We start from the raw sequence: 24679 nt of genomic DNA on the forward strand, positions 1-24679 counted from the left end.
GCACCGCAGTCAAAATTCTAGGAGCTAAAATATTCTTCTCAAAGAATAATTTAGACTATTTCACTTTAATACTTTTTAGCTGATCTTTGCTTCTTGTAGTAGCTGCATACTCAAATATTCCATAATCATTATAATCCTGGAGGAAATCATTGTAAATCCCGGCTAATGCCCAAAAAAATAGGCTTGTTATAATTGGCACAAGCTAATGCGTTTCAATGCGCTTTAATGCGAAGGTATACACTTTATTTTACCATATTTTTTAGTGTATGATATATTAAAACTATAAAACACTAACTATACAACACGTTTATTATCAACACTAGGAGGAAAATATGAAAATTAAAGATAGGATTATACTCGGTGTAGTCTCTAGCTTGATAGCAGGTATTCCAATTAGGCTAATTAATGATTGGCAATACCATAAAGGTTTAACTGACGTTAAATATGGACAAATGGCAGCCAGTCTATTTTTGCCTAAAAACAAAGTAAATACACCAGAAGCAAAGTTTGTGGCGGCAGCTACTAACCATGTAAACACCGGCATTACAGGAATAATTATTACTTATGTATTGTCAGCTACGGGACGTGACAAGGCTATGCTCAAAGGTATGGGAGTCGCTTCTACAACATGGGTTATAGTTTATGGGCTAATTTCTAGACTTGCTATCCCTGTAAAAAGTAAAAAGCCCTTATCCCCTGTATTGAGTTTTATGGACCATGCCTTTTTCGGAACATTCTGCGGTCTACTGATTCCTGTATTTGGTCATAGCTCATTATTTCCAGATAGAAAAAATGTACAGAAAAAAGATAAACTTCCTTTAATATCCACTAATACTAACTGTGAAAAATAATATGGAAATGATATTGGCTAGTAATAAAAAAATAAGAAAGGCACCTTGTTGTTATCTATTAGGTACCTTTATGTCCTATTCTACAAAATCTCCATGAACCCATCCAGTTTGATTTCCTTCTACAATGATCTCATACCAGTCAGAGGATTGGGAAATTACATCTATTTTTGTTCCATCTGATAAGCTAGCTATAATACTAAAACTAATACCAGGGCCATTTCTAACATTCACTCCACTAGCAGCAGAAACTTCCATCTCCTTGGTAGTACTGGTATTACCGTCATTTTGTCCTGCACTAGAACTTTGCTCAGTACTGGAATTATCGTTAGTTGTTGTAGTTGGTGTGCTATTTGACTGACTGTTTTGGTTAGTTTGACTGCTCTGGCTTGTTTGAGTAGTTTGACTAGTTTGACTTGAAGATGAAGTTCTTGTGCTTCCTAATTGCGATTCTAAAGCTGCAACAGTATTAGTTAAGCTAGTAATCTGCTTTTCCATTTCAAAAATCTGATATTCTAAAGCTGAAGTTTTTTCTTCTACTGTTTGAGTAATGTAACTTTCACTCACAAGAGGGTCATCAGTAGAACCGGGAAGAAAGTTTCCTCCTGCCAAGACAAAATTTCCTAAAGTAATACCTAATACTAAAGCTGCGACCATAGCAAGTCCAACCCAAAGCTTAAAAAATCTCACAGATTTATCCTCCCTTAGATGGGAATTAAGGCAGACGAAGGCCCGTCTCTAATTACCCCCCAAAATGCTTTGCTTTCTCTCTTTTAGTAAATGCTGTAAAGCTCAGATGATTCATGCCTATCAGCATGATAGCTGTTAGCCCTATCAATATAATAACTGCTTGCGGCGGGGCCATTAATGACATAAGAACAGCACTACCTCCCAAGCAAATGTTAACACCATAAATCGTTAATACTGTTTGTCTATGTGTTAGACCCATGTTTAGTAGTTGATGATGAAGATGTTCTTTGTCAGCTTGAAAGATTGGCGTGCCGTTTAAAAACCTTCGTATAATGGCATACATAGTATCAAATATAGGAATACCCAAAATCACAATTGGTATAAATATGGAAATAACAGTTGCACTTTTCGTTAATCCCACTACAGCTAGTACCGAAAGGGTAAAACCTAAAAACATGGAGCCAGTATCACCCATAAATACTTTAGCTGGATGAAAGTTAAACGGCAAAAATCCAAGAACAGAAGCTGCAAGAATCATAGCTAAGGCAGCAACTGCCACATGACCTTCCCCAAAAGCAACCACAGCTATTGTAATTGCAGCGATACCAGAAGTACCTGCCGCTAATCCATCTAAACCATCAATTAAGTTGACAGCATTAGTAACACCAACAATCCAAAGTACAGTAAATGGAATTGCTAGTTTGAAGTTTTCTAGGAAAAGGACATCAGCAAAAGGATTAGTAAGAATATTAACCTTAACACCAAATAAAACAACTACTAAAGCTGCTAGGGTTTGAACGGCCAATTTAACCTTTGGTGAAACACCTTTTATATCATCCACTACCCCAAGTATGATAATTATTGTACAGCCTATTAGAATTCCAATAAGCTTTGCATCAACAGCTTGGGTCATTAGGACAGCAGCTACAAAACCTGCATAAATTGCTAGTCCTCCCATTCTTGGCATAGCACATGTGTGTACTTTCCTTTCACATGGCGCATCCATTGCACCCCACTTAATCGCTAATTTAATTACTAGTGGTGTAGAAAAATATGCCACCAACAAGGCTATTAGAACAGGCCAAAAAACCTGATACATCTGTAGTTCCTCCCCCAAATATTACTTTATGCAATAATCATAGTGTACTAAAAATTATTAACCTTTTCAATGCTTAATTACTAACCTATCATGAAAGTTAGTTCCCCTTCAGCAGCCACTTCTTCACCCACAAAGGCTTTTCCAACACCTTTACCTACGGGTCCCTTTATTTTCACCAGTTCGACCTCTAGTCTAAGTTGATCTCCTGGAACTACCTGCCTTCTAAACCTCACTTTATCTAATCCAGCAAAAAAAGCAATTTTGCCAGCATATTGAGGCATTTTTAAAACAACAACAGCTCCCACTTGTGCAAGGGCTTCTATTATTAAGACCCCTGGCATTACAGGATGGTTTGGAAAGTGCCCCTGAAAATGAGCTTCATTTATTGTGACATTTTTTATACCTACTGCTTTCTTGCCCTCCTCAAGCTCTATAATCTTATCCACAAGTAGAAATGGATAACGATGAGGAATTATCTCCTGTATCTCTTTAACATCTAGCATAGTATCACTTCCTTTGGTATTCGGATAAAAGCTTATAACACTATAAATTTCTACAAAGATTTAAACAATCCTTCTTAAAAATGTAAACTTCCCTTGATATCTATGTCCTTTTGAGCATTTTTTTAATCAAATCCAGCTCCTTGGTTTTGAAAACATAAAGCATAGCAGCATAGATTAAAGCACCCAGGGCAACCAAGACACACAGCTGAATTACTAATCCCAAAAAGTCAGTAATACCTATTAGTTCCTTAATATAAGGCATGCCCATTGTTAAGGTAATACCCATTATAATGGCTGCAGTAAGTGCTTTCATAAATGGAATAAATAATTGTACCATATCCAATTTGGGTAAATGTTTACGAAATACAACTAATAATAACATAATATTTATAATAGCGGATAATGAATTAGCTAATGCCAGTCCCCCATGTCCAAGGTATGGCATAAGGCCTATACTGAGTAATACGTTTAGAATTGCAGAAAATAGACCCAATACTAAAGGAATCTTTACCATATTCATAGCAAAATAGGCCCTTGTAACTACAGTATTAGCACCGATTGCCCAAAGTCCAATCGAAAAATACCACAATGCAAGAGCAGTTCTTTGGGTAGCATAAGCATCAAATGCTCCTCTTTCAAATACAATCTGAATTAACGGCTCTCTAATAACCATTAATCCGACTGCAGATGGAATTGCCACTAAGGAAACTAGTGCCATACCTGATACAAGTGAATTTGCCAGCCCTTCTTTATCATCATGAGCTGCATAGCGAGAGAATGCCGGAAATATAGCTGTTACAATTGCTGCAATAAATATTCCCAAAGGCAATACCATAAGTCTGTAGCCAAAGTCAAGGGCTGTAATACTTCCTGGTTCCAATCCAGAGGCAAATATTCTATTTACAGCCAAATAAATCTGATTAATAGCTATTGCTAGTGTTATAGGAACTATTGTAGCTCCTGCTTTTTTTACGGCAGGATGAGTTTTATCCCAATTCCACTCCCACTTATAACCCATTTTTTTTAAAGAAGGTAACTGTATTAATAAAAAACCTATAAAAGAAACAAGGGTTCCCGCTGCTAGTCCATGTATTCTATATTCTCCTGCAAAGATTAAAACAGACAGAATAACTATTATATTAGCAAATGCAGGAGCAAATGCTGGAATAGCAAATTTACTGCTAGCATTTAAAACTCCGGTTATGAGCATTCCGGCTCCCATGAAAATGATGGAAGGAAAAATAATCCTCGTCAGATTTACAGTTAACTCATAGGTTTCCCCAGCAAATCCAGGAGCTAATATTTTAATCAGCCAGGGAGCAAGTACCATCCCAAGTATTGTGATTACTATAAGTATTACAATCGTCCAGTTAAATAAGATACTAGTAGTTCTCCAGGCTTCTGATTTTTCTTCCTTTACAAGATATGCTGTTATTATTGGTACTATTACTGAAACAAAAGCCATACCCAGTACAGCTTGAAGAGCGTAAGGCAGGGTATAGGCAACTAGATAGGCATCAGTAGCCCCAGTAGCACCAAATTCCCTTGCAATGACTGCATCTCGGACAAAGCCAAGAACCCTGCTCAAAAGATTCATCAATAAAATTACTCCTGCAGCTTTAGCAATATTTGTGCCTAATGAAGCTTCTTTTTGTAAAGTCATAATTGCCCCTTCATCTAAACTTACTGAGTTACCTTGTAGAATAAAGTAGTCGGTATCCAGGAGCCAGAATAAAATCTAGTTCTTCTCCTGAATTCTGAATTCTGTATTCTGACTTCTAGGAAGTCTTCTTATCCCATATTATTATAGGCAAGTTAATGACTACAGGCAAGTTATATCTAACTTCAAGCAGTATCATGCGTATTAATGAGTTTCATATATATAGACGATGTATGACACCAAAAGTTTCAAATAGAACTCACAAAAAATAATTAGCCAGCAGAACCGTCCCCGTGGTTGGTTTACAATTCTAGGGCCCAGCGGGCGGTTTCAAGGGCTTGCTCTCTTTTTTCATCTATAATCTGTAAGTATTCTGGGAGACTAGCATCTCTCTTGTCTAAAGCTGTTCTCACAGTATCCCACAGTTCATCTTCTGTAATTGTTTCTGCCCTGCCTGCTAGTGGTTGATATGTCTGCTTCAAAAAGCTGTCAACCTTTGGATCATAAGAAATCCCCACAATGGGAACCCCCATTACTGCAGCCATAATTAAAGAATGTAGTCTCATTCCTACAATCATATGCAACTTACTAAGAATACCAAGCATTTCTTCAACGCTAGTCTGGTTTTTCACTAGGATAGCCTTATCTCCATGCTTCATAAATTTGATAGTATCTCTACCAGGGGTAATATCACTTGGAAAGTGAAAGGGTATAAACATGACCCTATATCCCATTTCAATTAAATTATCACATGTTTTAGCTACTGCCTTTTTATAGTTATCAGGATTTTGCCATTCACGCAAAGAAATCCCTATAATTGGCTCTCCATCCATGGTTATTCCCATTTCTTCTAATTTCTTTTCCCCAGCTTGTTTATTTACTTGCTTTCGATCTATACCAAGAACAGCATCCACAGTAACCCTTATTTCAGGTTTATTCACTCCAAGTTGCTCCAGAAGTTTTTTTGAAGCCTCATCCCGTACTGTGATTAGGTCCGCCTTGTTAGCCAACCATCCCATGAGTTTTTTGCCTAGGGAAGTGTTAATAGGCCCTATACCTTGAGCATAGAACATAACCTTTTTTCGTAACAATTTTGCAAGGAAAACAACTCCTAAATAATAGATCAGACTTTTAGGACCTGTCACATCCTGTAGTAAACTACCACCACCACTAACAAGCTGATCCGTCTTTCCCAATTCCTTAAAAAGCGTGACAAGCTTCCATCTATCTATTGCCGCAACTTGATACTGTTTCTGGGTATGTTCTGGACTATTAGAAAAAACGAGAGTTTTTATATCTCCAATTGTATCAAAGGCCTGTAGCATACTAAAAAGGATAGCTTCATCACCTATATTTTGAAAACCATAATAACCAGAAATAGCAATTCTTTTAGCCATTAAACAGCCTACTTTCAAAGTGCTTATATGTCTTCCATAATAGTATCAACACAATCCCCAGGATAATACCAAGCCCAAGTCCATTTACAGTCCTTAATAAGGAAACAACTAGCGGTGTATGGATATGAGCAAAAGTATTTACCATTGAGATTTGTCCTATAACGCCCAATAATAGTAATGGTAGATAGCGATGCTGGTATCCAAAATAAAATAGGAGTAGCATAATCGGATGGCCAATTAAAAATTCCTTGGTCCGAGGCCGAACAATTAATAAATCATCCAAAATAGTTCTCATTTGTAACTCAAGAGAGGACACAGCAACTGCCTCATTTCCAGTCCTTGTTAAATATATCAACCCTGCAACTGCGAAGAAACCTACTATTATTAGATATTTGTTTGTAACAACTGCATTTAGTAAAGCTTTAATTCTATGCTGTAAATATTCTCTATCCATCCAGAAGTAAAAAGCAAATGTTAGGATTAAAATTGGTAAAAGATGAGCAATCTTAACTCCTACAAATTGATCTAGCTTGAGCATAAAGTTCAAATGAGCAAATAGACCAACCATAATCAAGGCACCCGTTAAGCTGATTAATGACGCCTTAACAAGTTTAAAGACAGCTTTTACAATGGAATCAGCGGCCTCTCCATTTAAAACCGTAATCACAGCAAGAGTAGGGAAAACTACTACTGAAGCAAGGGCCATTGCCTTGATTGCCATATCTAGCAAAGGCTCCACTACAAAGGATCCAGACCAGACTAGAAGCCCAACTCCCCCCAGTATATATCCTAAGAGGTTCAAATCCAGCTTCCTCATTAAGATAATTCCTGCACTTATTACACCTAAGCCCGTAAGAAAGGTTAAAAGACTTCTGCCTTCCTCTGAAGTAACGTGTAGCGGAAATGATGACTGGGCCTGTCCAATGCTAAAACCCTCTTTTTCTAATGTGGGAATTAAGCCAGAAAAACTATTTGCTCCGCCAAGAAAATTAATATTTGTTTGCAGCCAATCGGATGTATCCAATGGGAAAAATAGTCTCACTAGGAGTACCCTTACATTCCTATCAGTTACTGATAGGGTAAGCCTATCTAGAGCTCTTTGAGGTGACATATTAACCATTTCATTCGCCCCTATTGAATGCAGCCTTACAACGTTGGTGGGTTCAGCAAGTCCAATTTGCCTTGCACCTAGCTGATTAAAAACAAAGGTTTCAATAAAAGCAAAATTTGCATCAAGACTCTCTATTCCTTCATTAATAATATGCAGATAATCAGGAAAGCCTGGAACAAAAAAGTCGTTAAATAAAACTGTGGTTATATTACCTTTAAAGGGTAGAAGAGCTTCAAACACGCCTCTTACAGCTTCAGGTGAACTTTGAGGCCAATTACGAATTTGCACTAGCAAATTATATCCTTCAGAGACTGCCATCTCCATAAATCTCTGGTCAAAGCCTATGCCTATTGTACTAAGCTCTGCTCTGGTAATCGGAACTCCTACAAAGTAAATACTACCATCAGCTTTAGGAATGTGCACACCATGAACCTTAAGAGATAGGTTTTCTTTTATCTGATAATGAACCATTGGATCATTTGTAATAATATAGTTATATCCGTTGTATATACTATCAAGATTATCTCCCAACGCATCTATATACATTTCATTTAATAAAATCTGGCTCCCTGACAGAACCCAGGCACTATGAGGTTCAAGATCACTTATTATCTGTTCTTTTAAGAGTATTCCAGAAACCCCTGTTTGCTTAAGCTTATTTAAGATCTCTTGTTCTGTATCAGGACTATATCTAGCAAGCCTTTCAACTTCTTGGCTCTCTATGCTGACCTCTACATTTTTATTAGCTGCTTCCAAACTCATTCTTTGCACTGCAAGATAACCAGCAGTCAACAAAGATATGATTAGTATGAAAGTTAAAAAATAGTTTATATAATTAGCTGGTTTATTCTTTAAATTCACTATTACTGCCTCCCCTTCAACTAAGTTATGCCCAACTATTGAGGAAATTAAATTTGGGGGACATTCCTCAGAAGTGTGAAGTGTGATATTAGATGCTCTAACCTCTGACTTCCCACCTCCATAATAGCAGGTGTGTCCCGTCATTATTATATATTATATTATACCTTTATAAAAGAAAAAAGGTCGAGACCTAAGTCTCAACCTTTTTAGCCAAATAATATTAATAATATGTTATACTGCTGTTCCAATTAGACCAAAGCCATATAGTAAAACTATAGCGATAACGATTGGAGCTACAATGCCTGCTAAAATTTTAAATGCTGGCAACCAAGCAAAGCTGAATTTACCCTCATTTGTAATTTCTTTAAAGGCATTTTCTGGTTTCCAAACCCATACTGTGAACAAGCAAATCAACATCCCACCAAGTGGTAATAATATCTTGGCTGAGAAGTTATCATAAAAGTCAAATAGGTTTATGCCCTCTGTTCCTGGCCATGGAATTAAAATATGACTCCATGAACTCATTGAAAGAGAGGCTGTCACACCAACTAAAAATATTATGAAACCTACTGTTACTGCCGACACAGGACGAGGAACATTAAACTCGTCTTTTACATAGGCAACAACACATTCTAAAATAGAGATAGCTGACGTCAAAGCCGCGATTGCTAATAATAAGAAGAACATTGCCCCAAAGAAAGCTCCAAATGGAAGAGTGTCAAAAACTGCAGGTAACACCATGAACACAAGTCCAGGCCCTTGTGTTGGCTCGAAACCAACCGCAAATAGTGCAGGGAAGATTGCAAATCCAGCTAAGACAGCAACACCAGTATCAAGACCAATGATAGTCGCTGCTGATGAAGGCATATTTTCTTTTTTATTCAAGTAACTACCATAAGTAATCATAGTTCCCATACCTAAGCTTAACGAGAAGAAGGCTTGTCCCAAAGCTGCCAACACAACTGATCCAGTAACCTGTGAAAAGTCTGGCTTCAATAAGAAGCTTACTCCTGCCATGCTACCTTCTAAGGTCATTCCACGGATAATTAAGAGTACTAAAATTCCAAAGATAGCTGGCATCAAAATAACACTCCATTTTTCGATACCGCCTTTAATACCTGCGACAACAATCCCCACGGTTAAGATCATAAAGAAAGCCTGCCAAATAATTGGTTGAACTGGGTTAGTTATAAAACCAACAAAGATATCTGGCAATTGATCAGCTGGAATACCTGACAATGCCCCTGATATTGTCTTCCAGACATAGGCCATTGTCCAACCAGCAACAACCCCATAGAATGATAAAATCATAAATGCAGCTAATACACCAAAGGCACCAGTAATCCACCAAGGTGTACCAGCAGCTAGAGCCTTAAATGAGCCGATAGCATTTTTCTGTCCCGCTCTACCAATGGCAAATTCACAAAGCATAACGGCGAAGCCTATCAAAAATGCTGCAAGAAGATAAATTACAATAAATGCTCCTCCACCGTTTTCCCCAGCTAAATAGGGGAATCTCCAAATGTTACCAAGACCAATTGCGGAACCAGCAGCTGCCATAACAAAACCAAAGTTAGATCCCCACTGTTCCCTTTCAACTCCAATACTTTTGTTCTCCACTTTTCTACCTCCTATTACAATATTTTAGCATAAGTGCTTCCTTATATTATAATGAAGAGGTTGTCTATTTAGCAAGGGTTAATTTTTGTGCAATATATTAAAATTTCATTATTAGCATGGCGTATCTCTCATAATGTCAAGCAGGTCAGGCATTGGCAAGTTTTAAACCTGTTGAATAATCTGAAAAATTGTATTAATTATTTTCTAAATATAACTTACCATTTCGTACTTCATAAGCTTTTCCGTCCAACTCAATAATACCATTGACTGGTTTTTTTGTTCTTTTATCAATTATCTGATACGTTCTGGCTTGATACCCACCAAAGTCCTTGGTAAGTGTAACCCCACCTACTATCCAAGAAGATGTCTGTCTGGAATCATTATTTTCACCTACTCCTGTAAGGTTAACATCTAGGTTAAATACACTCTTTTTGATATCATAATCACTTAAAGCTGGGGAGCTATAAACAACAACCTCCCAAATACCAGCCTCCGGTGACAATATTCCAGCCGAAGTATTATCCTTCATTACAGATCCCGATGGGCCCAAACCCACATATTCGGTCATATAGTACTCATTTCCATTTGGATCAATTATATGAGCCCTTGCTCTTCCTGCTGCTTGTCCTCCAGTCTTACCCACCCTTAGGCTAAGAGAAAAATTTTCAGAGTTTGGGGGTACCTGGAAAAAGTATCGAGAATACTGGGCCGCAGGTAATTCACCGGATAAGGTTACTTTATACTGATTGTTTTTATCTAAAATATATGGTCTTACTACTGTAACTAGTGCTGTTAAATCATATCCATAGGTACTGGAAATGTCACCACGTAGGAAACCGGAATACAGACCAGGTTCCTCAGGCATATTATATTTTATAGGAATTAACCTTCTTCCCCCAGCTGCAATACGTGTTGTATCTAACTGAGGCACCAACCAGTCTACTGTAGAGTCCCAGTTAACCGCTACTGCATCATCAGCTATATTCTTTATCCTGAAGTTGATTTCACCTGGAATAAAGTCTCTAGCATACAATCCCTCACCAAAAGCTAATCTTTTATTGTATGTTTGGGGTATAAGCGGCTTAACCTTATCTACAAGAAACAGTTTCCTCCATGCTTCTACAACATCTATAACTCCAGCACCGACCTCAGCCGGCCCAAAATCTTCCAATGTTCTAGCGCCTAGGGATATAGCTCTCCTAATATCCTCAGAATTCGGGGATCTTCCTAGCTTATTCAGGGAATCCCTCAATAAGGCTACAGCACCCGCTACATGAGGAGCTGCCATGCTTGTTCCCTCAGCTAGTGAGTACTTATTAGTTGACCACATTGGAGCAGTTGAAACAGCACTACCTGGCGCAACAACATCTGGAATCATAAGGCCATCTTTTCTGGGTCCAATAGAACTAAAGTACCATAGGCTATCATCTTCCACTTCAAAGCCGTAATCCTGCTTCCACATGGAAGGAGAAATAAAAGCTCCAACTGATATTGCCTCTTTTGCATTGCCTGGTGTTGCTAACGAGGCCAAACCTGGCCCCCTATTTCCTGTCGCTACTGTAAAAACTATATTCTGTTCTCTGCTTATTTTAGAAATAAGTTCCGTTAAAGAATTATTTCCTGCAGTCTCATCAAGATAGTAACCAAGACTAAGATTGATTATATGGGCACCATTTTCTGCTGCATAGTTTATGGCTTCTTTAAGTAAATCCCAATTTGTTTCACCCATTGTGTCTAATGCTTTAAGTACCATAATCTGACTTCCAGGCGCTACACCTTTAATATCTCCATTAGCCGCAGCAATACCCGCTACATTGGTCCCATGTCCATTAAAATCAATACCAAATCTGATCCAATCAGCATTACCGGAAATACCGCCTATCACAGCATTAAATTGCCTCTCTTTATCATCTGTTGCAAAGGAAAAATATTGCCCATGTTCTTTAAAAATCTCATAACCTGATTGACCATCTATTTGGCCATTTCCTTCTAGATCTATATATACAGTATCATAGTTTCCTGCGACTTCTGGATCAGAAAGAACTACAAAAAAACTATCATCAGAGCTACCGTTAAAATTTAAATCTCTCAGTACGCTTTTCTCTTGAATAAACCCATATCTGTACACTCCACTTTTTGAAGGTATATTTCTAATAGAGTAACTACCTCCTTCAATGGAATAGCTTTTATCTCCCGCTGCAGTTATTTTACCAGTTGTATCTACCTTCATTTCGTCAGTAAGATCTACCCAGTCAATTATCTTGGAACTTCCTCTTGTGGTTTCGTAGAGGTCAGGATGCCCTGGATCGACTCCAGTATCTATTATCGCAATAACTTGTCCCTGCCCCTGAGCCTCTGTTGCTGCTACTAAATCTCTTAGTTGCATCTCATTCTTTGTAATTTCCAAACTTTTTCCCGGATTTGCACCTGTAAAATCAACACTTGAAAAGTTTAGACTCTTCTGAGGTGGCATCTTTTGTACAGCCTGATTATTATCTAAGATATAAGACAGTGAGTCTAATGACAAAGCCTCCAGATCTTCAACCTGTTCAAGATATCCTATTACACCATTAGGATCTATCGCAAAATGAACCTTCATTTGCATTGTGCTAGCTAGGTCTGATAGATTTACTAAGCTATCATTGTTGTAAAACCTAAGGCGTGAGCTATAATCAAAAAGGTGATCCTCTCCAGAAACTTCTATTCTCATTTTTTTGCCAACAATATCTATTCCTTTAAGTATTCCTGCAAACTCAAGGGCATCACCCCTAGCTTCAAGCATTCTCACAATAAAGGTAGTAGCTTGCCCCCTGGTTGTCAGCTCTGAAGGTCTAAATGTGCCATCAGGATAACCACTTGTAAGGTTTAGTGATAAAGCTTTGGCCACAGGCTCTTGCGCCCATAAGGGTATGTAATTTTTATCGGTAAATCCAAGTTCTGAAGTAGTCTCTAGAGAATTGGAAGCCTTTAAAGCTCTCACAAGTATTGCTGTTAATTCATCTCTTCTAATTGGTCTCTCAGGCCTAAAGGTACCATCTTCATAACCATTAATGATTCCAAGTTCATAGGCAAGCTCAATGTACCCTTTAGCCCAATGGGAATCTTCAATATCCTCAAAGGCAGAAGGTACTGCATACAAATTGTAGGCCTCTTCATCTAAATTGAGACTGCTAATTATTATTTTGCTGAATTCAGCTCTGGTAACACTACGATTTGGTCTAAAACTGCCATCGTTATAGCCACCAATAATTCTCTTGGCAGATAAAAGATCAATCTCTTTAACAGCCCAGTGATTACCAGTATCAGAATATGCAAGTACATTACTAGGAAGAGCTAACATAACTACTGCTACAATCAGAGTAATATATACTTTTTTTACAGTAAGAGAGACGTTATGCATATAAACACCCATTCATATAGAATATCTAAAATTATTTTGAAATTCCGGAAAACAACAGGTTAATTGTGTCGGCAGACAGCTTTGAGATATCACTATCTGCCATTTCAGTTTCATTCATCATCATGTTTTTACCAAAAAACGTTATTACAGCTGCTATAATTTTTGCAAGTAGGCATGGGTCCATCTCTTTAATCTCATCTTTGCTTATTGCTTCAGTTATATATTTTTGCAAGAAAAGCAGATAGTCATCGTGCATATCTAGAACCCACTTTTTAAATTTTTCATCCAGGGGAGGATGCTCAGACAAGAATATTCGTGACATCTCCCGGTGTTCATTAGTAAATTTTATGTTTGCCTCTAACATGTATTTGATCTTTTCTTTAAAAGAAGTTTTATTTGCGGCGTCAACTACAAATTCATGAAAATAAAGGGAATGAATATACTTAAACATCTCCTGGAATAAATCCTGTTTACTTTTGAAATATTCATAAACAGTACCTTTTCCAACTTGTGCTTCATTTGCTATTTCCTCTACCTTAGCATTAGAGAAACCCTTGTAAGCAAAAACCTTAATAGCTGCCTCCAAAATCTGCTCTCTTTTGCCCATGCTTTCAATTTCAGGGACATTCATCATCGCTTTATCAGAGGTGTGTCCCCTCTCCATAGCTACCATTACTGCATACCATCAAGATCAAATATTCCATGCTGTAGCATTGTAGCAGCTAGATTATAGTCATACACAGCAGCTACTAACTCAGTTTTTGCCTTATCAAGTTCACCACTTGCTTTTTCTAAATCAAGGAGAGTCGCCATACCCACATCATGCCTTAACTTAGTTAGACGATAATTCTCACTAGCTTGTTCCACCGATTTTTCCATTAATGCATATCCTTCTTTAGCTGTTTCAGTATTTAAATAGGCTTTTCTTATTTTTAAATCTAAATTCTGATCTGCATTTTGAAGTTTTAATTTAGCTATTTCGTAATCTCGTTCTGCCGCTTGATAGGTAAGAACATTGGGTGTATAGTATCCCTTTGCCATATCAAATGCTGCTTCTTGAACTTTTACACTCTCATTTAATTGAACATATGTTAAATCTTTTTCACGAGCCATTTCTCCTATTTCTTCGAGGTTAAACTCTATCGGTGAAAAGCTAAACACACTTGTAAGCTTAACTTCATCATCAAGAGCTAGACCCATTAAATTATTAAAATCCATTTCAGCTTGTTTTAAAGAGTTTTTTGCAAAGGACACAGTAAGTTCTTGAGACGCCACTAGTACTTCTGCCCCTAAAACATCAGCCTGGGCATTGACCCCCACATCAAGACCAACCTGAGCAAGCCTCAGCTGTTCCTTAGCCCTAACTAGAGAATCCGTTGCATTTTCTAGTTCACTTTCTGCTTTTAATACATCATAATATGCATTTTCTGCCTGAAACTTAAGGAGGCTTTTCTTGAAATCCAGACCTTTATCGGCAAGAATTTCTAGCATCTCCATTGTCTTTGGCAAAACTCTCTCTGCTAGATAAGTATCATAGGTATATAAACCAGGTAGTCCTTGCTCCTTTAAATCCTTAATACTTTTAGCATCTCTCTTTGCCTTCCTTAAATCTGCCTTTGCCTGTTCATGTTCAATTATTGCCACAGCAATATCAGGATGATTTTCTACAGCCATTTCAATGCTCTCTTCTAATGATAAAGAAATAATCTTTGCCTCTTCCTCTACCGCTTCCCCTGTAGACTCCGTATTTTCTACATTTTCGACATTTTCTACTACTTCTTCCTCTACTTCCGTTCCGTTGTCCACGTCACCATTCGCTGCTCCTACTGGCAGTAGGAACAATGCAAAAATAATTGCCAGAACCATACTTTTTAAAAATGAGCTTTTTAAATTCATTCTCCGTACCTCCCTTTTAATGTATTAATGTACGGGGACACATCCCACTTCACATCTGAGGAGTGTCCCCAATTTGCTTCCTCTATTGATTTAGTTTTACGTCTACCTCTACGTCTGCGTCAAATTGATTGTCTTGCCAACCTATTTTTCTTCTTGCCCAGTTTCCAAGGTCATCTAACAATGTATACATGACAGGTATCAGAACCAATGTAAAGATTGAAGATACCGACAAGCCTGTCACAACAGCAATTGCCATAGGTGCCATAGCTTCTGCACCTTCACCAATACCTAAAGCAGATGGCAGTAATGCCAATACAGTAGTTAAGCTAGTCATAAGAATTGGCCTTAAGCGTATAGGTCCAGCTGATAAAATAGCCTCATTTCTTTCTATACCTCTTCTTCTAAGAACATTTATATAGTCAACAAGAACTATTGCATTGTTTACCACGATACCGGCCAGCATTATTAAACCTATAAAAGTCGGAACACTAAACTCTTTTCCTGTAATAGCCAAGCCAAGGATAACTCCAATAAGAGTAGTTGGCATTGTAAACATAATTACAAATGGATACATTAAAGACTCAAACTGTGAAGCCATTACCATATACACCAATACTATGGCAAGTGCCAAAGCAAGCAGCAGACTGCTAAATGCATTAATCATCTCTTCCATTTCTCCACCATAGTGCACAGTATATCCCCTCGGAAGCTGGATTTCTGCAGCTACCTTTTGCTCAATATCTGTCATTACACTTCCTAAATCTCTTCCTAAAATTTGGGAGTTTACTGTAAATGTCCTGACTTGATCCTCTCTAGTAATTGATGCTGGACCCCTGTCTGCTTTGATTTCAGCTATCATACTTAAAGGAACCTTCATTCCTGTAGGAGATGTAATATATGAATCCTTAAGGTTTTTTAGACCTTCCCTATAGCTTTCAGGATACATTACCTTCACATCAATTTCTGAATCTCCTGTCCTATAACGAGTTGCTACCTGACCCTCAAGTACTGCCCTTGCAGTACTAGCTACCTGAGCAACATTTAATCCGTATTGAGAAGCCTTTGCCCTATCAACATAGATTCTATACTCAGGATCACCCTCAATTGATGGAGTTTCTACTTCTCTAGTACCTGGAACACTTTCTATTACACTTTTAATCTGTTCAGAGAGTTCTTGTAAAACAGCCAGGTCACTTCCCTTAATCTTAACTGCAATAGGAGACATTGTTCCTCCGCCGCCACCCTGGGAAGAATCTATTGCCGCCACACTAATTTCCGCTCCTGGTATTGTAGCAAGATAACTGCGAATCTCATCAGCAATTATTAGTGAATCCTTTTCTCTGCTGCCCGTTCCAACAAGCATAGCACGAATACTAATACGTTCTGTAGCAGGCGACCCTGTCCCTGTCATGCCATCTCTAGGCGGTGCAACCGAGACAAAAATTGTTTTAACCTCCTGGATAGTTTCAAGGTATTCCTCCACCTCAGTAGCTATCGCATTAGTTTCTTCAAGAACTGTGCCTCTTTCCAGGTTAATACTAATTGATATTTCACCGCTATCCATAGTTGGCATAAAGGACATCCCCACCATGGGTACCATTGCGAAAGAACCAACCAGTGCTACTATCACAACAGCAATTACTGTTTTTCTATGTCCGAGTGCCCAATCAAGAACAGCTCTGTATTTATCACCTAGCAAATCCAAAAATCTTCCCATACCGTTGGCAGCCCACTTAATGGGAGTACTTTTTGTAGGTACAGCCTTGGCACCCCCATTTCCATTAGTTACTAGCAATTTTGATGCTAGCATGGGAATGAGTGTCAAAGATACCAGTAAAGCCATTGCTAGAGCAAAGGATACAGTTAAAGCAAGATCCCCAAACAATTCTGCTGCAATGCCTTCAACAAAAACAATTGGTAAGAATACTGCTAATGTTGTAAACGTTGCCGCAACTACCGCACTTGATACTTCAGCGGCACCCTGCTTAGCAGCTTCAATTTTTGAATACCCCTGCTGCCCATAACGATAAATGTTTTCAAGAATAACTATCGAACTATCTACCATCATCCCAATCCCAAGGGTAATACCACCAAGGGACATCATGTTTAACGTCAAATCATTAAAGTAAATAAGTGTAAAGGTAGATATTATGGATATAGGAATTGCAGTAGCTATGACAAGGGTACTCCTTACATTTCTAAGGAACAATAGGAGAACAACTATTGCCAAAAATCCACCAATTATCGCATTTCTTACAACTCCGTCAATTGCTTGATTGATAAACTCGGACTGGTCAAAGCTTATATTAATTTTAACATCTACAGGTAATTCTTTTTCCATCATTGCAATTTCTGCTTTTACTTTGTTGGCTACCTGTACTGTATTTGTTTTACTCTGCTTTACAATGTGAACTCCAATACTGGATTCCCCATTGACCCTAGTTATCTGACTGACTTCATTATGGGTATCTTTAATCTCGCCCAGATCTTTTAAATAAATATGTCCTCCACTAGGAAGTGAAAGAACCACATTTCCAATATCTTCAATATTCTCATATTGACCCATTGTTCTCACGAAAAATTCCTTGTTACCATCGGTTACCTGCCCAGATGAGAAGTTCACGTTTTCAGAACGTAGAGCTCCCATAACCTGATCCATGGAAAGACCATATGCATTAAGTCTAGCCGGATCAATCAGTACATGTATCTCTCTGGTTAACCCTCCTGTTGTATAAATTGAAGCAACCCCGTCAATTCTCAACAGTCGATCTTTCATTTCATTTTCTACTAAGTCTTTTAGCTGAGCTAGATCATCACCACCAGTAACGCCCAGTTCAAGAATTGGCATCATGGATGGATCCATTTGCAGTACCATTGGTTTACTAATATCACTTGGCATAAAGGTAGTTACAAAGTCAATCTGCTCCCTCATTTCTAGGGTAGCTAAATCCATATCCGTTCCCCAGTTCATGGCTATGAATATCATAGATGTCCCGGGTATTGATTCAGACATTATTTCATCAACACCACTTAATGTAGCCATTGTTTCCTCTAGAGGTCTAGTGACCAGATTTTCAATCTCCTCAGGAGCTGCCCCTTCATAATTAGTCATGACTAACGCATATGGAAGACTAAAATCTGGATATAAATCTACAGAAAGGTTTGTAAAGGAAACAAAACCTAAAATAATTACTATACAAACGGCCATTATGATAGTTACAGGGCGTTTAACACTAAAATTAGAAAGCCACATTACTTCTCACCACCCTGAACCACTACTGGATCACCATGGATTACAATATTCTGACCCTTTACAATTATCTTATCCCCTTCTTCTATTCCACTTAAAACCTCTACATATTCACCATCATTTAATCCTAATTCAATTTTTTGGGAGGTAGCCATTTCATTTTTTACCACAAATATAGCCTGCCTGCTTCCCTGATCAACTACTGAAACCATTGGTACTTTAATAACATCATTCCGGGTTCTTGTTGCAAAACCAACCTCTGCAAACATACCAGACTTTATCTCATGATTCTTGTTCTCTACGGAAATTGTTACGGGAAATGTTCTTGTAGTTTGATCAGCTGCGGGTGCAATAGTTTTAATAATACCTGTGAAAGGTTCATTATTTATGGCTGCTAACTTCACATTTACCTCTTGCCCAACCTCTACATTGTTAATATACTGCTCAACAACACCTACTGAAATTTCTACTTCATCTAAATTCATTACTACAGCTATAGGCATAGAAGGACCTGCCATTTCCCCTGATGACACATTGACTGAAGTAACTATTCCAGAAATAGGCGCTGTAATAACTGTATTTTGTAATTGAGTTTTTATCATATCTACTCCTGCTTGTGCCTGATTTATTTGGGCATTAACAGTTTCTGGATCAGAAAGCTGATATTGCAGCCTTGCTTGTTCCAACTGCTGCATTGAAATAGCTCCCTCTTCATAAAGCATTTCCATCCGATCCAAAGTAGTTTTAGCATCTTCAAGACGAGCCATAGCAGAGCTTTTCCCTGCCTCGGCAAGCGCTAGGCCAGCTTCTGCTTGCTTCAACTGAGCAAGGATTTCTGTTTTTTCAAGCTGAACCAGTACTTGACCCTTTGATACTCTGTCACCTACAGTTACAGCTACACTTTCAACTTTTCCCCCTGCCTTTGGAACGATAGATACACTTTCTTTCGCTTCCACGACAGCTGTCATTTTTGTAATCTCAGTAATCTCACCCCTTGAAGCTTCTAAAATTTCCACAGGGATTGGATTAACTGCATCTGCTTCAGTAACTTCAGCAGACTGTTTTAGTTTTCCTAGACCAATTACTACTCCAACTATTACTATAATGATGACTAAAGCTATTACTATCTTTTTCCCCCACATATGTATTACTCCTTTCAAATTTTAAATACCTTAGTTCCTTTTATGTGTTTCAAAATAATTTTAATATCAATACTTTCAGAAAAAGGCGTATACTGACCGACTGGACGGTCAGTATACACATTTCATTCTAATTACCTATACGTATAAAGTCAATAAAAAGTTTCACTCAAGGGTGCTATATTTTCAAAACCCAATTTTCAAATTAACCTAATACCATATTATTCTTAAAATATTAAAACATCCTTAACAAAATATTAAAACATTATTAATTTATCTGTTTATGGCCTTAGTCCCTTCAAGAGAAATTCTATCATCATTTCAATCTCTTCCTCATCATTCCAATCATTATCGGGCAGCATAATAAGCCTTGCGGCAGCATATCCCACGGTAGTACTGATTATCAACCTGATAATGGTTGAATCAGGTAGCTTTGCCAATTCCCCTTTTTCCTGAAAATGCTTAATAGCCTTTTGAAGTCGTGGCAAAACCCGTTCATTAAAAACTTCCTTTAACATTTCTCGTAGTTCTGGATGAAAGGATACCTCATTAACAAGAATTTTTACCGCAGCAGTATTTTTCGTTGCATATTCAAGTCTGTCTTCAATTAAAGCACGTAAAAAATCCCCAAAGTGCTGGTATTCTGCCTCCAAGACCTTCTCAAAATCCCTGATCAATATAGGTGCCCCAAGCTTTAAAATGGTTGGAGAAAGGATACTAAACAGCAAGCCTTTTTTAGTTTTATAATGCTTAAAAACTGTCCCCTCAGCAACACCAGCTTTTTGTGCAATTTCACTTGTAGATGCGGCTGCAAAACCCTTTTCAGAAAAAACTTCAACTGCAGCCTCCAAAACACGTCTTTGTTTATCAGTAACATCTTTTTCAGTCTCTAGATACTGTTGTAAAAGAACACCTAAAGCATCATCTTTTTTTTCATTCATTTATATTTCAACCTTTCATATTTTATCACTGCTAGGCAATTTTTTTCTTAAATTTCAGGGTACTCACAGTTAATAAGACCACAGTAAAGACCACCAAGGATGTAACCTGCCCCACGAGATAAGGAAAGCCAATACCCTTTAATACTATCCCCCTGATAATGTCCAGATAATACGTTAGGGGAATAAAGTTCCCGATGTAATAAATCAGACGGGGCATGGCCTCCCGTGGAAACATGAAACCCGACAGCAAGATGCTGGGCAGCAGAACGAAGAAGCCCATCTGCATGGCTTGCATCTGAGTCTTGGCCACATTGGAAATCAGAATACCCAACCCTAGTGAGGCGGTGATGAAAAAGAGGGTTAACAAATAAAGCTCTAATAGGCTACCCCTTATGGGAACACCAAAAACAGTAACACCAATAATCAGAGCCACTGTAATTTGTAAGTACCCCAGGACAATATATGGTACTATTTTACCAACCATTAACTCCAAGGGTTTAATAGGTGTTACCATCAATTGCTCCAAAGTCCCTCGTTCTCTTTCCCGCACAATCCCCATGGAAGTGACAAGAACCATGGTCATCGTCACCACAATACCCAAAATAGCTGGTACCATGTAATAAGCCGTTATTCCGTCAGGATTATACCAAGGGCGTACCCTTATATCATAAGGCGGACCTTCCATATTAATCTTTGCAGAGAGCATCTCCTGGGATTTAATCAAACCAATAGAATTTGCTATAGCAATAGCCTGGTTTGCAACCATATTATCACTTGCATCCACCAGTACCTGCACCTGTGCTGGAACACCCCTATTTATACTTGCGGCAAAGTCAGGAGGAAAAACGATCCCTACCTTTGCCTTACCGCTGTCTATCATTTTGTTCACATCATCATAGTTATGCGCTACATACGTAATATCAAAATAGCCCGAAGCACTAAAAGAATCCAATAACTCCCGGCTTTCACTAGTTAAACTCTGGTCAAATACTACTGTAGAAATATGTTTTACTTCTGTCTGAATGGCAAACCCAAACACTAAAAGCTGGACCAATGGAAGCATAAATATCATGCCTAGTGTCATCCTGTCCCGACGCATTTGTAAAAATTCCTTCTTTAACACAGCAATTATTCTATGCACTACATTCACTCTCCCTTTGACGTTTGGCCAGAGCCATGAATACGTCCTCTAAAGATGGAACTATAGGTCTAGGTTCTACCCCTGTTAAGTTGCGCAAATCTTCCATATGCTTTTGATTATTTAACAAGACATGGAGTAACGGACCGTGAATGGTACAGTCTTTAACATAAGCTAAACTTTCAAGTTCACTAATTTTCTCCATGGCCTGGGGTATGGCTAATTCTACAAGAAAACCCTCTAGTGTATTCCTTTTTAAATAGTCAGGAGTATCTATGGCCATCAGCTTTCCAGACGAAATAAAAGCAATCTTATGGCAGCGCTCCGCTTCATCCATAAAATGGGTAGTAACCATGATGGTCGTACCCTGATCAGCTAATTCCTGAATGATATTAAAAAACATCCTTCGGCTAGTGGGACTCACACCACTTGTAGGTTCATCCAAAAACACAATAGATGGACGGGCAATAATAGCACAACCTAAGGCTAATCGCTGCTTCCAGCCCCCACTAAGATTAGCCACCAGTTCCTTCTCGCGGCCTATTAAACCTGCCATAGCTATCATTTCTTGAATACGCTGCTGACGGACTTCCTTGGGAATACTATAAATGCCAGCATAAAAATTCAAGTTTTCCAAAACGGTAAGATCATTATATAGACTAAACTTTTGAGACATATATCCGATATGACTCTTTATTTTTTCAGTTTCCTGCAGGAGATCATACCCCAGAATAGTGCCTGATCCAGCACTAGGTTCCAGAATACCGCACAGCATTCTGATAGCTGTTGATTTTCCTGCTCCATTTGGCCCCAGAAAACCATATATTTCACCAGGCTTAATTTGGATGTTAAGTTTATCAACAGCTGTAAAATTACCAAAAACTCTAGTCAAATCACGAGTTTCTACAACGTATTCCATTAGACCACCTCTTTCTCAGCTAGTGAAACAAAGACATCGTCCATGGAAGGCCTAATTATCTGAATGGACCTGACAATAACCCCCTGCTGCTCAAGGGAACGCCGAATATCCTCCACCGTGGCTGTCTCCTGTAGCACGAGGTGATAACGGTCTCCAAAAAAGTAGAAATCCTGTACTCCAGTCAAATTTTGGAGGACTGCTTTTTGTTTTAAATTGGCCAGCAGTTCTACAACAGTAAATGGAAATTTTTCTTTAAGTCCCTGGGGTGAATCAACTTTAACTATCCTACCCCTGTCTATAAAGGCCACCTTAGTACAAAGTTCAGCTTCATCCATATAAGGTGTAGAAATTAAGATGGTCATGCCCTCTTTATTAAGCTGATATACAATTCTCCAGAATTCTTTGCGTGATTCAGGGTCAACGCCATAAGTAGGCTCATCCAAGATTAGAATTTTCGGGCGGGTCACTAAGGAACAGGTGAGGGCAAGCTTTTGTTTCATTCCTCCCGAAAGATTATCGGCAAAGCGGTCCTTAAAATCGATGAGATTATTAATCTCCAATATTTCATCAGCCCGCTGATTTATAGTTTTCTTGTCCAGTTTATACATTGCACCAAAAAAATTAATATTCTCCATCACAGTCAGATCTCCATAAAGACTGAAACGCTGGGGCATATAGCCAAGCTGATCTCTTTCAACAAGGCGTTCAGGTGCTGTGCCCAAAATGCAGACTTGGCCTGCATCAGGTGTAATAAGCCCACAAATCATCCGGATCAAGGTGGTCTTGCCGGCCCCATCCGGACCAACCAAGCCGCAAATCTCCTGTTCTTTTACCTGGAGGTCTACTGTGCTGATAGCTTTAATAGTGCCAAAGGACTTACTCACTCCTGCGGCTTTAATCATCTTGATTACCCCCGGCGAAAACCACATCAGCAGGCATGCCAGGCTTAAGAATACCACCCTCGCTATTAATCCCGATTTTTACCGCAAAGACCACATTTGTACGTTCCTTTTTGGTCTGAATAGTCTTGGGTGTAAATTCGCCTTTGGTAGCTATCTCCTCAACAATACCTTCAAAGTTTTTGGACAATCCGCTTACTGTCAAAAATACCTTTTGTCCCAAAAATACTTTGGGAAGGTCATCGGTAGGTATATAGACTTTAACCCAAAGATCATCCATATTACCAATTGTAGCTATAGAAGCCCCCGGTGTAACATACTCCCCTAATTCATAATTTTTTGATAAAACAATGCCATCAATGGGTGCGTAGATTTTTAGATCCTCAAGCATGGCATCAGTAGTTTTAAGGATGGCTTTGTTGCGGTCTATTTCGACTTGGGCGGCATTAATCAATTCCTGGCGACTGCCCGCTTGCAAAAGATTAAAACGAGCCTCAGCAGCCAGAACTTGATTTTTGCTAATTTCAAGAGCTGTCTGAGCTTTCTCATACTCTATCTGGGATATGGCTCCTGCTTCAAATAAGGTTTGTAGTCTTTCTACATCGTCAGCTCTACTGCTCAAGTTATCTAGAGCAATATTGACGTTAGCCTCAGCTTCTTTTATTTCCTGATTCCTAGCTCCTGACTTTAAGTCAGCCAGGGCCGCTTCTGCCTTTACTACACTTAATTGGTCTCTCTCCCGCTGGGTTACTAATTCATTGCGGCTTAATTCAGCTACTAACTGATCTTTTTGCACCTTATCTCCTGACTTTATATCTAAGACTTTGATTGATCCAGCCAGCGTAGCATTGAGGTGTATAGTAGTTGCTTCAATGGTGCCCGTTGCCTCTATTTCTTGCTTGTCACCTTTAAAAAATGTCTTCCAAACAGCCTGAATATCTTGCTGTTCACCCCTAAAATATGCCTGCCAGACCCAGAATGAGCCTGTTATAATTCCCAGCACTACAATAAGCAATATAATCTTCTTTCTCTTCTCCATTGCCTCTCCCCCTTTAATGTACGCGAACACACTTCTATTTAGTATTCTAGTTTTATCGATAATATTCCATATGGGTTAACACACCCACTTTTATAAGTGGCTCTAAATCAGGTGGAGTAGAGTCTCCATCTGATTCCTCAATGTTCAGCTTTGGCTGAACGACTTCACTGCTAAGGAATGCCCTTATTAATTAAATAATACCATAGTGAGTAATCACTCACTATGGTATTATAGTAACATCGTCCAGTCAGAAAAGCAATCTTAATTTC

At 38.6% G+C, this 24679-nt stretch carries 17 protein-coding genes and 1 pseudogene; 1 reads left to right on the forward strand and 17 read right to left on the reverse strand.

Going from position 1 to position 24679, the window contains the following annotated elements; genetic code table 11:
* Nucleotides 1–332: 332 nt before the first annotated feature.
* Nucleotides 333–851 (forward strand): hypothetical protein, encoded by a 519-nt coding sequence (locus APF76_02565; GenBank protein KUO52042.1) that lies wholly within the window; start codon nt 333–335, stop codon nt 849–851.
* Between the two features lie 75 nt (nt 852–926).
* Here the strand turns inward: APF76_02565 and APF76_02570 are convergent, their stop codons facing one another.
* From APF76_02570 to APF76_02650, 17 genes and pseudogenes are all read right to left on the reverse strand, one after another.
* A complete protein-coding gene (locus APF76_02570) occupies nt 927–1538 on the reverse strand; it encodes a hypothetical protein (GenBank protein KUO52043.1) in 612 nt (203 codons plus the stop codon).
* 115 nt (nt 1539–1653) lie between these two features.
* Nucleotides 1654–2637: pseudogene (locus APF76_02575) on the reverse strand.
* 80 nt (nt 2638–2717) lie between these two features.
* Complete coding sequence (locus tag APF76_02580) at nt 2718–3140, reverse strand: beta-hydroxyacyl-ACP dehydratase (GenBank protein KUO52044.1); 423 nt, start codon at nt 3138–3140, stop codon at nt 2718–2720.
* 100 nt (nt 3141–3240) lie between these two features.
* Nucleotides 3241–4803: a hypothetical protein gene (locus APF76_02585; protein ID KUO52045.1), complete on the reverse strand. Its 1563-nt coding sequence runs from the start codon at nt 4801–4803 to the stop codon at nt 3241–3243.
* Between the two features lie 299 nt (nt 4804–5102).
* Nucleotides 5103–6197: a hypothetical protein gene (locus APF76_02590; protein KUO52046.1), complete on the reverse strand. Its 1095-nt coding sequence runs from the start codon at nt 6195–6197 to the stop codon at nt 5103–5105.
* Nucleotides 6190–8169: a hypothetical protein gene (locus APF76_02595; GenBank protein ID KUO52047.1), complete on the reverse strand. Its 1980-nt coding sequence runs from the start codon at nt 8167–8169 to the stop codon at nt 6190–6192. The genes APF76_02590 and APF76_02595 overlap by 8 nt, the downstream gene beginning before the upstream one ends.
* A gap of 231 nt (nt 8170–8400) precedes the next feature.
* Nucleotides 8401–9729, reverse strand: coding sequence for a Na+-dependent transporter (locus tag APF76_02600; protein ID KUO52068.1), 1329 nt, complete (start codon nt 9727–9729; stop codon nt 8401–8403).
* A 253-nt stretch (nt 9730–9982) separates the two neighbouring features.
* Nucleotides 9983–13189: a hypothetical protein gene (locus tag APF76_02605; GenBank protein KUO52048.1), complete on the reverse strand. Its 3207-nt coding sequence runs from the start codon at nt 13187–13189 to the stop codon at nt 9983–9985.
* A gap of 31 nt (nt 13190–13220) precedes the next feature.
* Nucleotides 13221–13862 (reverse strand): hypothetical protein, encoded by a 642-nt coding sequence (locus tag APF76_02610; GenBank protein ID KUO52049.1) that lies wholly within the window; start codon nt 13860–13862, stop codon nt 13221–13223.
* On the reverse strand, nt 13862–15085 hold the full coding sequence (locus APF76_02615) for a hypothetical protein (GenBank protein KUO52050.1): 1224 nt from the start codon (nt 15083–15085) through the stop codon (nt 13862–13864). Before APF76_02615 ends, APF76_02610 begins: the two co-directional genes overlap by 1 nt.
* A gap of 82 nt (nt 15086–15167) precedes the next feature.
* Nucleotides 15168–18338: a multidrug ABC transporter gene (locus APF76_02620; protein KUO52051.1), complete on the reverse strand. Its 3171-nt coding sequence runs from the start codon at nt 18336–18338 to the stop codon at nt 15168–15170.
* Nucleotides 18338–19477, reverse strand: coding sequence for a hypothetical protein (locus tag APF76_02625; protein KUO52052.1), 1140 nt, complete (start codon nt 19475–19477; stop codon nt 18338–18340). The genes APF76_02620 and APF76_02625 overlap by 1 nt, the downstream gene beginning before the upstream one ends.
* A 278-nt stretch (nt 19478–19755) precedes the next feature.
* On the reverse strand, nt 19756–20415 hold the full coding sequence (locus tag APF76_02630) for a TetR family transcriptional regulator (protein KUO52053.1): 660 nt from the start codon (nt 20413–20415) through the stop codon (nt 19756–19758).
* A gap of 31 nt (nt 20416–20446) precedes the next feature.
* Nucleotides 20447–21556 (reverse strand): transporter, encoded by a 1110-nt coding sequence (locus APF76_02635; protein KUO52054.1) that lies wholly within the window; start codon nt 21554–21556, stop codon nt 20447–20449.
* Nucleotides 21549–22472, reverse strand: coding sequence for an ABC transporter (locus APF76_02640; protein KUO52055.1), 924 nt, complete (start codon nt 22470–22472; stop codon nt 21549–21551). Before APF76_02640 ends, APF76_02635 begins: the two co-directional genes overlap by 8 nt.
* A complete protein-coding gene (locus APF76_02645; GenBank protein ID KUO52056.1) occupies nt 22472–23374 on the reverse strand; it encodes a multidrug ABC transporter ATP-binding protein in 903 nt (300 codons plus the stop codon). The genes APF76_02640 and APF76_02645 overlap by 1 nt, the downstream gene beginning before the upstream one ends.
* Nucleotides 23367–24410 (reverse strand): secretion protein HlyD, encoded by a 1044-nt coding sequence (locus APF76_02650; protein KUO52057.1) that lies wholly within the window; start codon nt 24408–24410, stop codon nt 23367–23369. The genes APF76_02645 and APF76_02650 overlap by 8 nt, the downstream gene beginning before the upstream one ends.
* Between the last annotated feature and the right edge of the window lie 269 nt (nt 24411–24679).

Origin of the sequence: Desulfitibacter sp. BRH_c19, from assembly GCA_001515945.1 — a bacterium.
Lineage (GTDB): Bacteria > Bacillota > DSM-16504 > Desulfitibacterales > Desulfitibacteraceae > Desulfitibacter.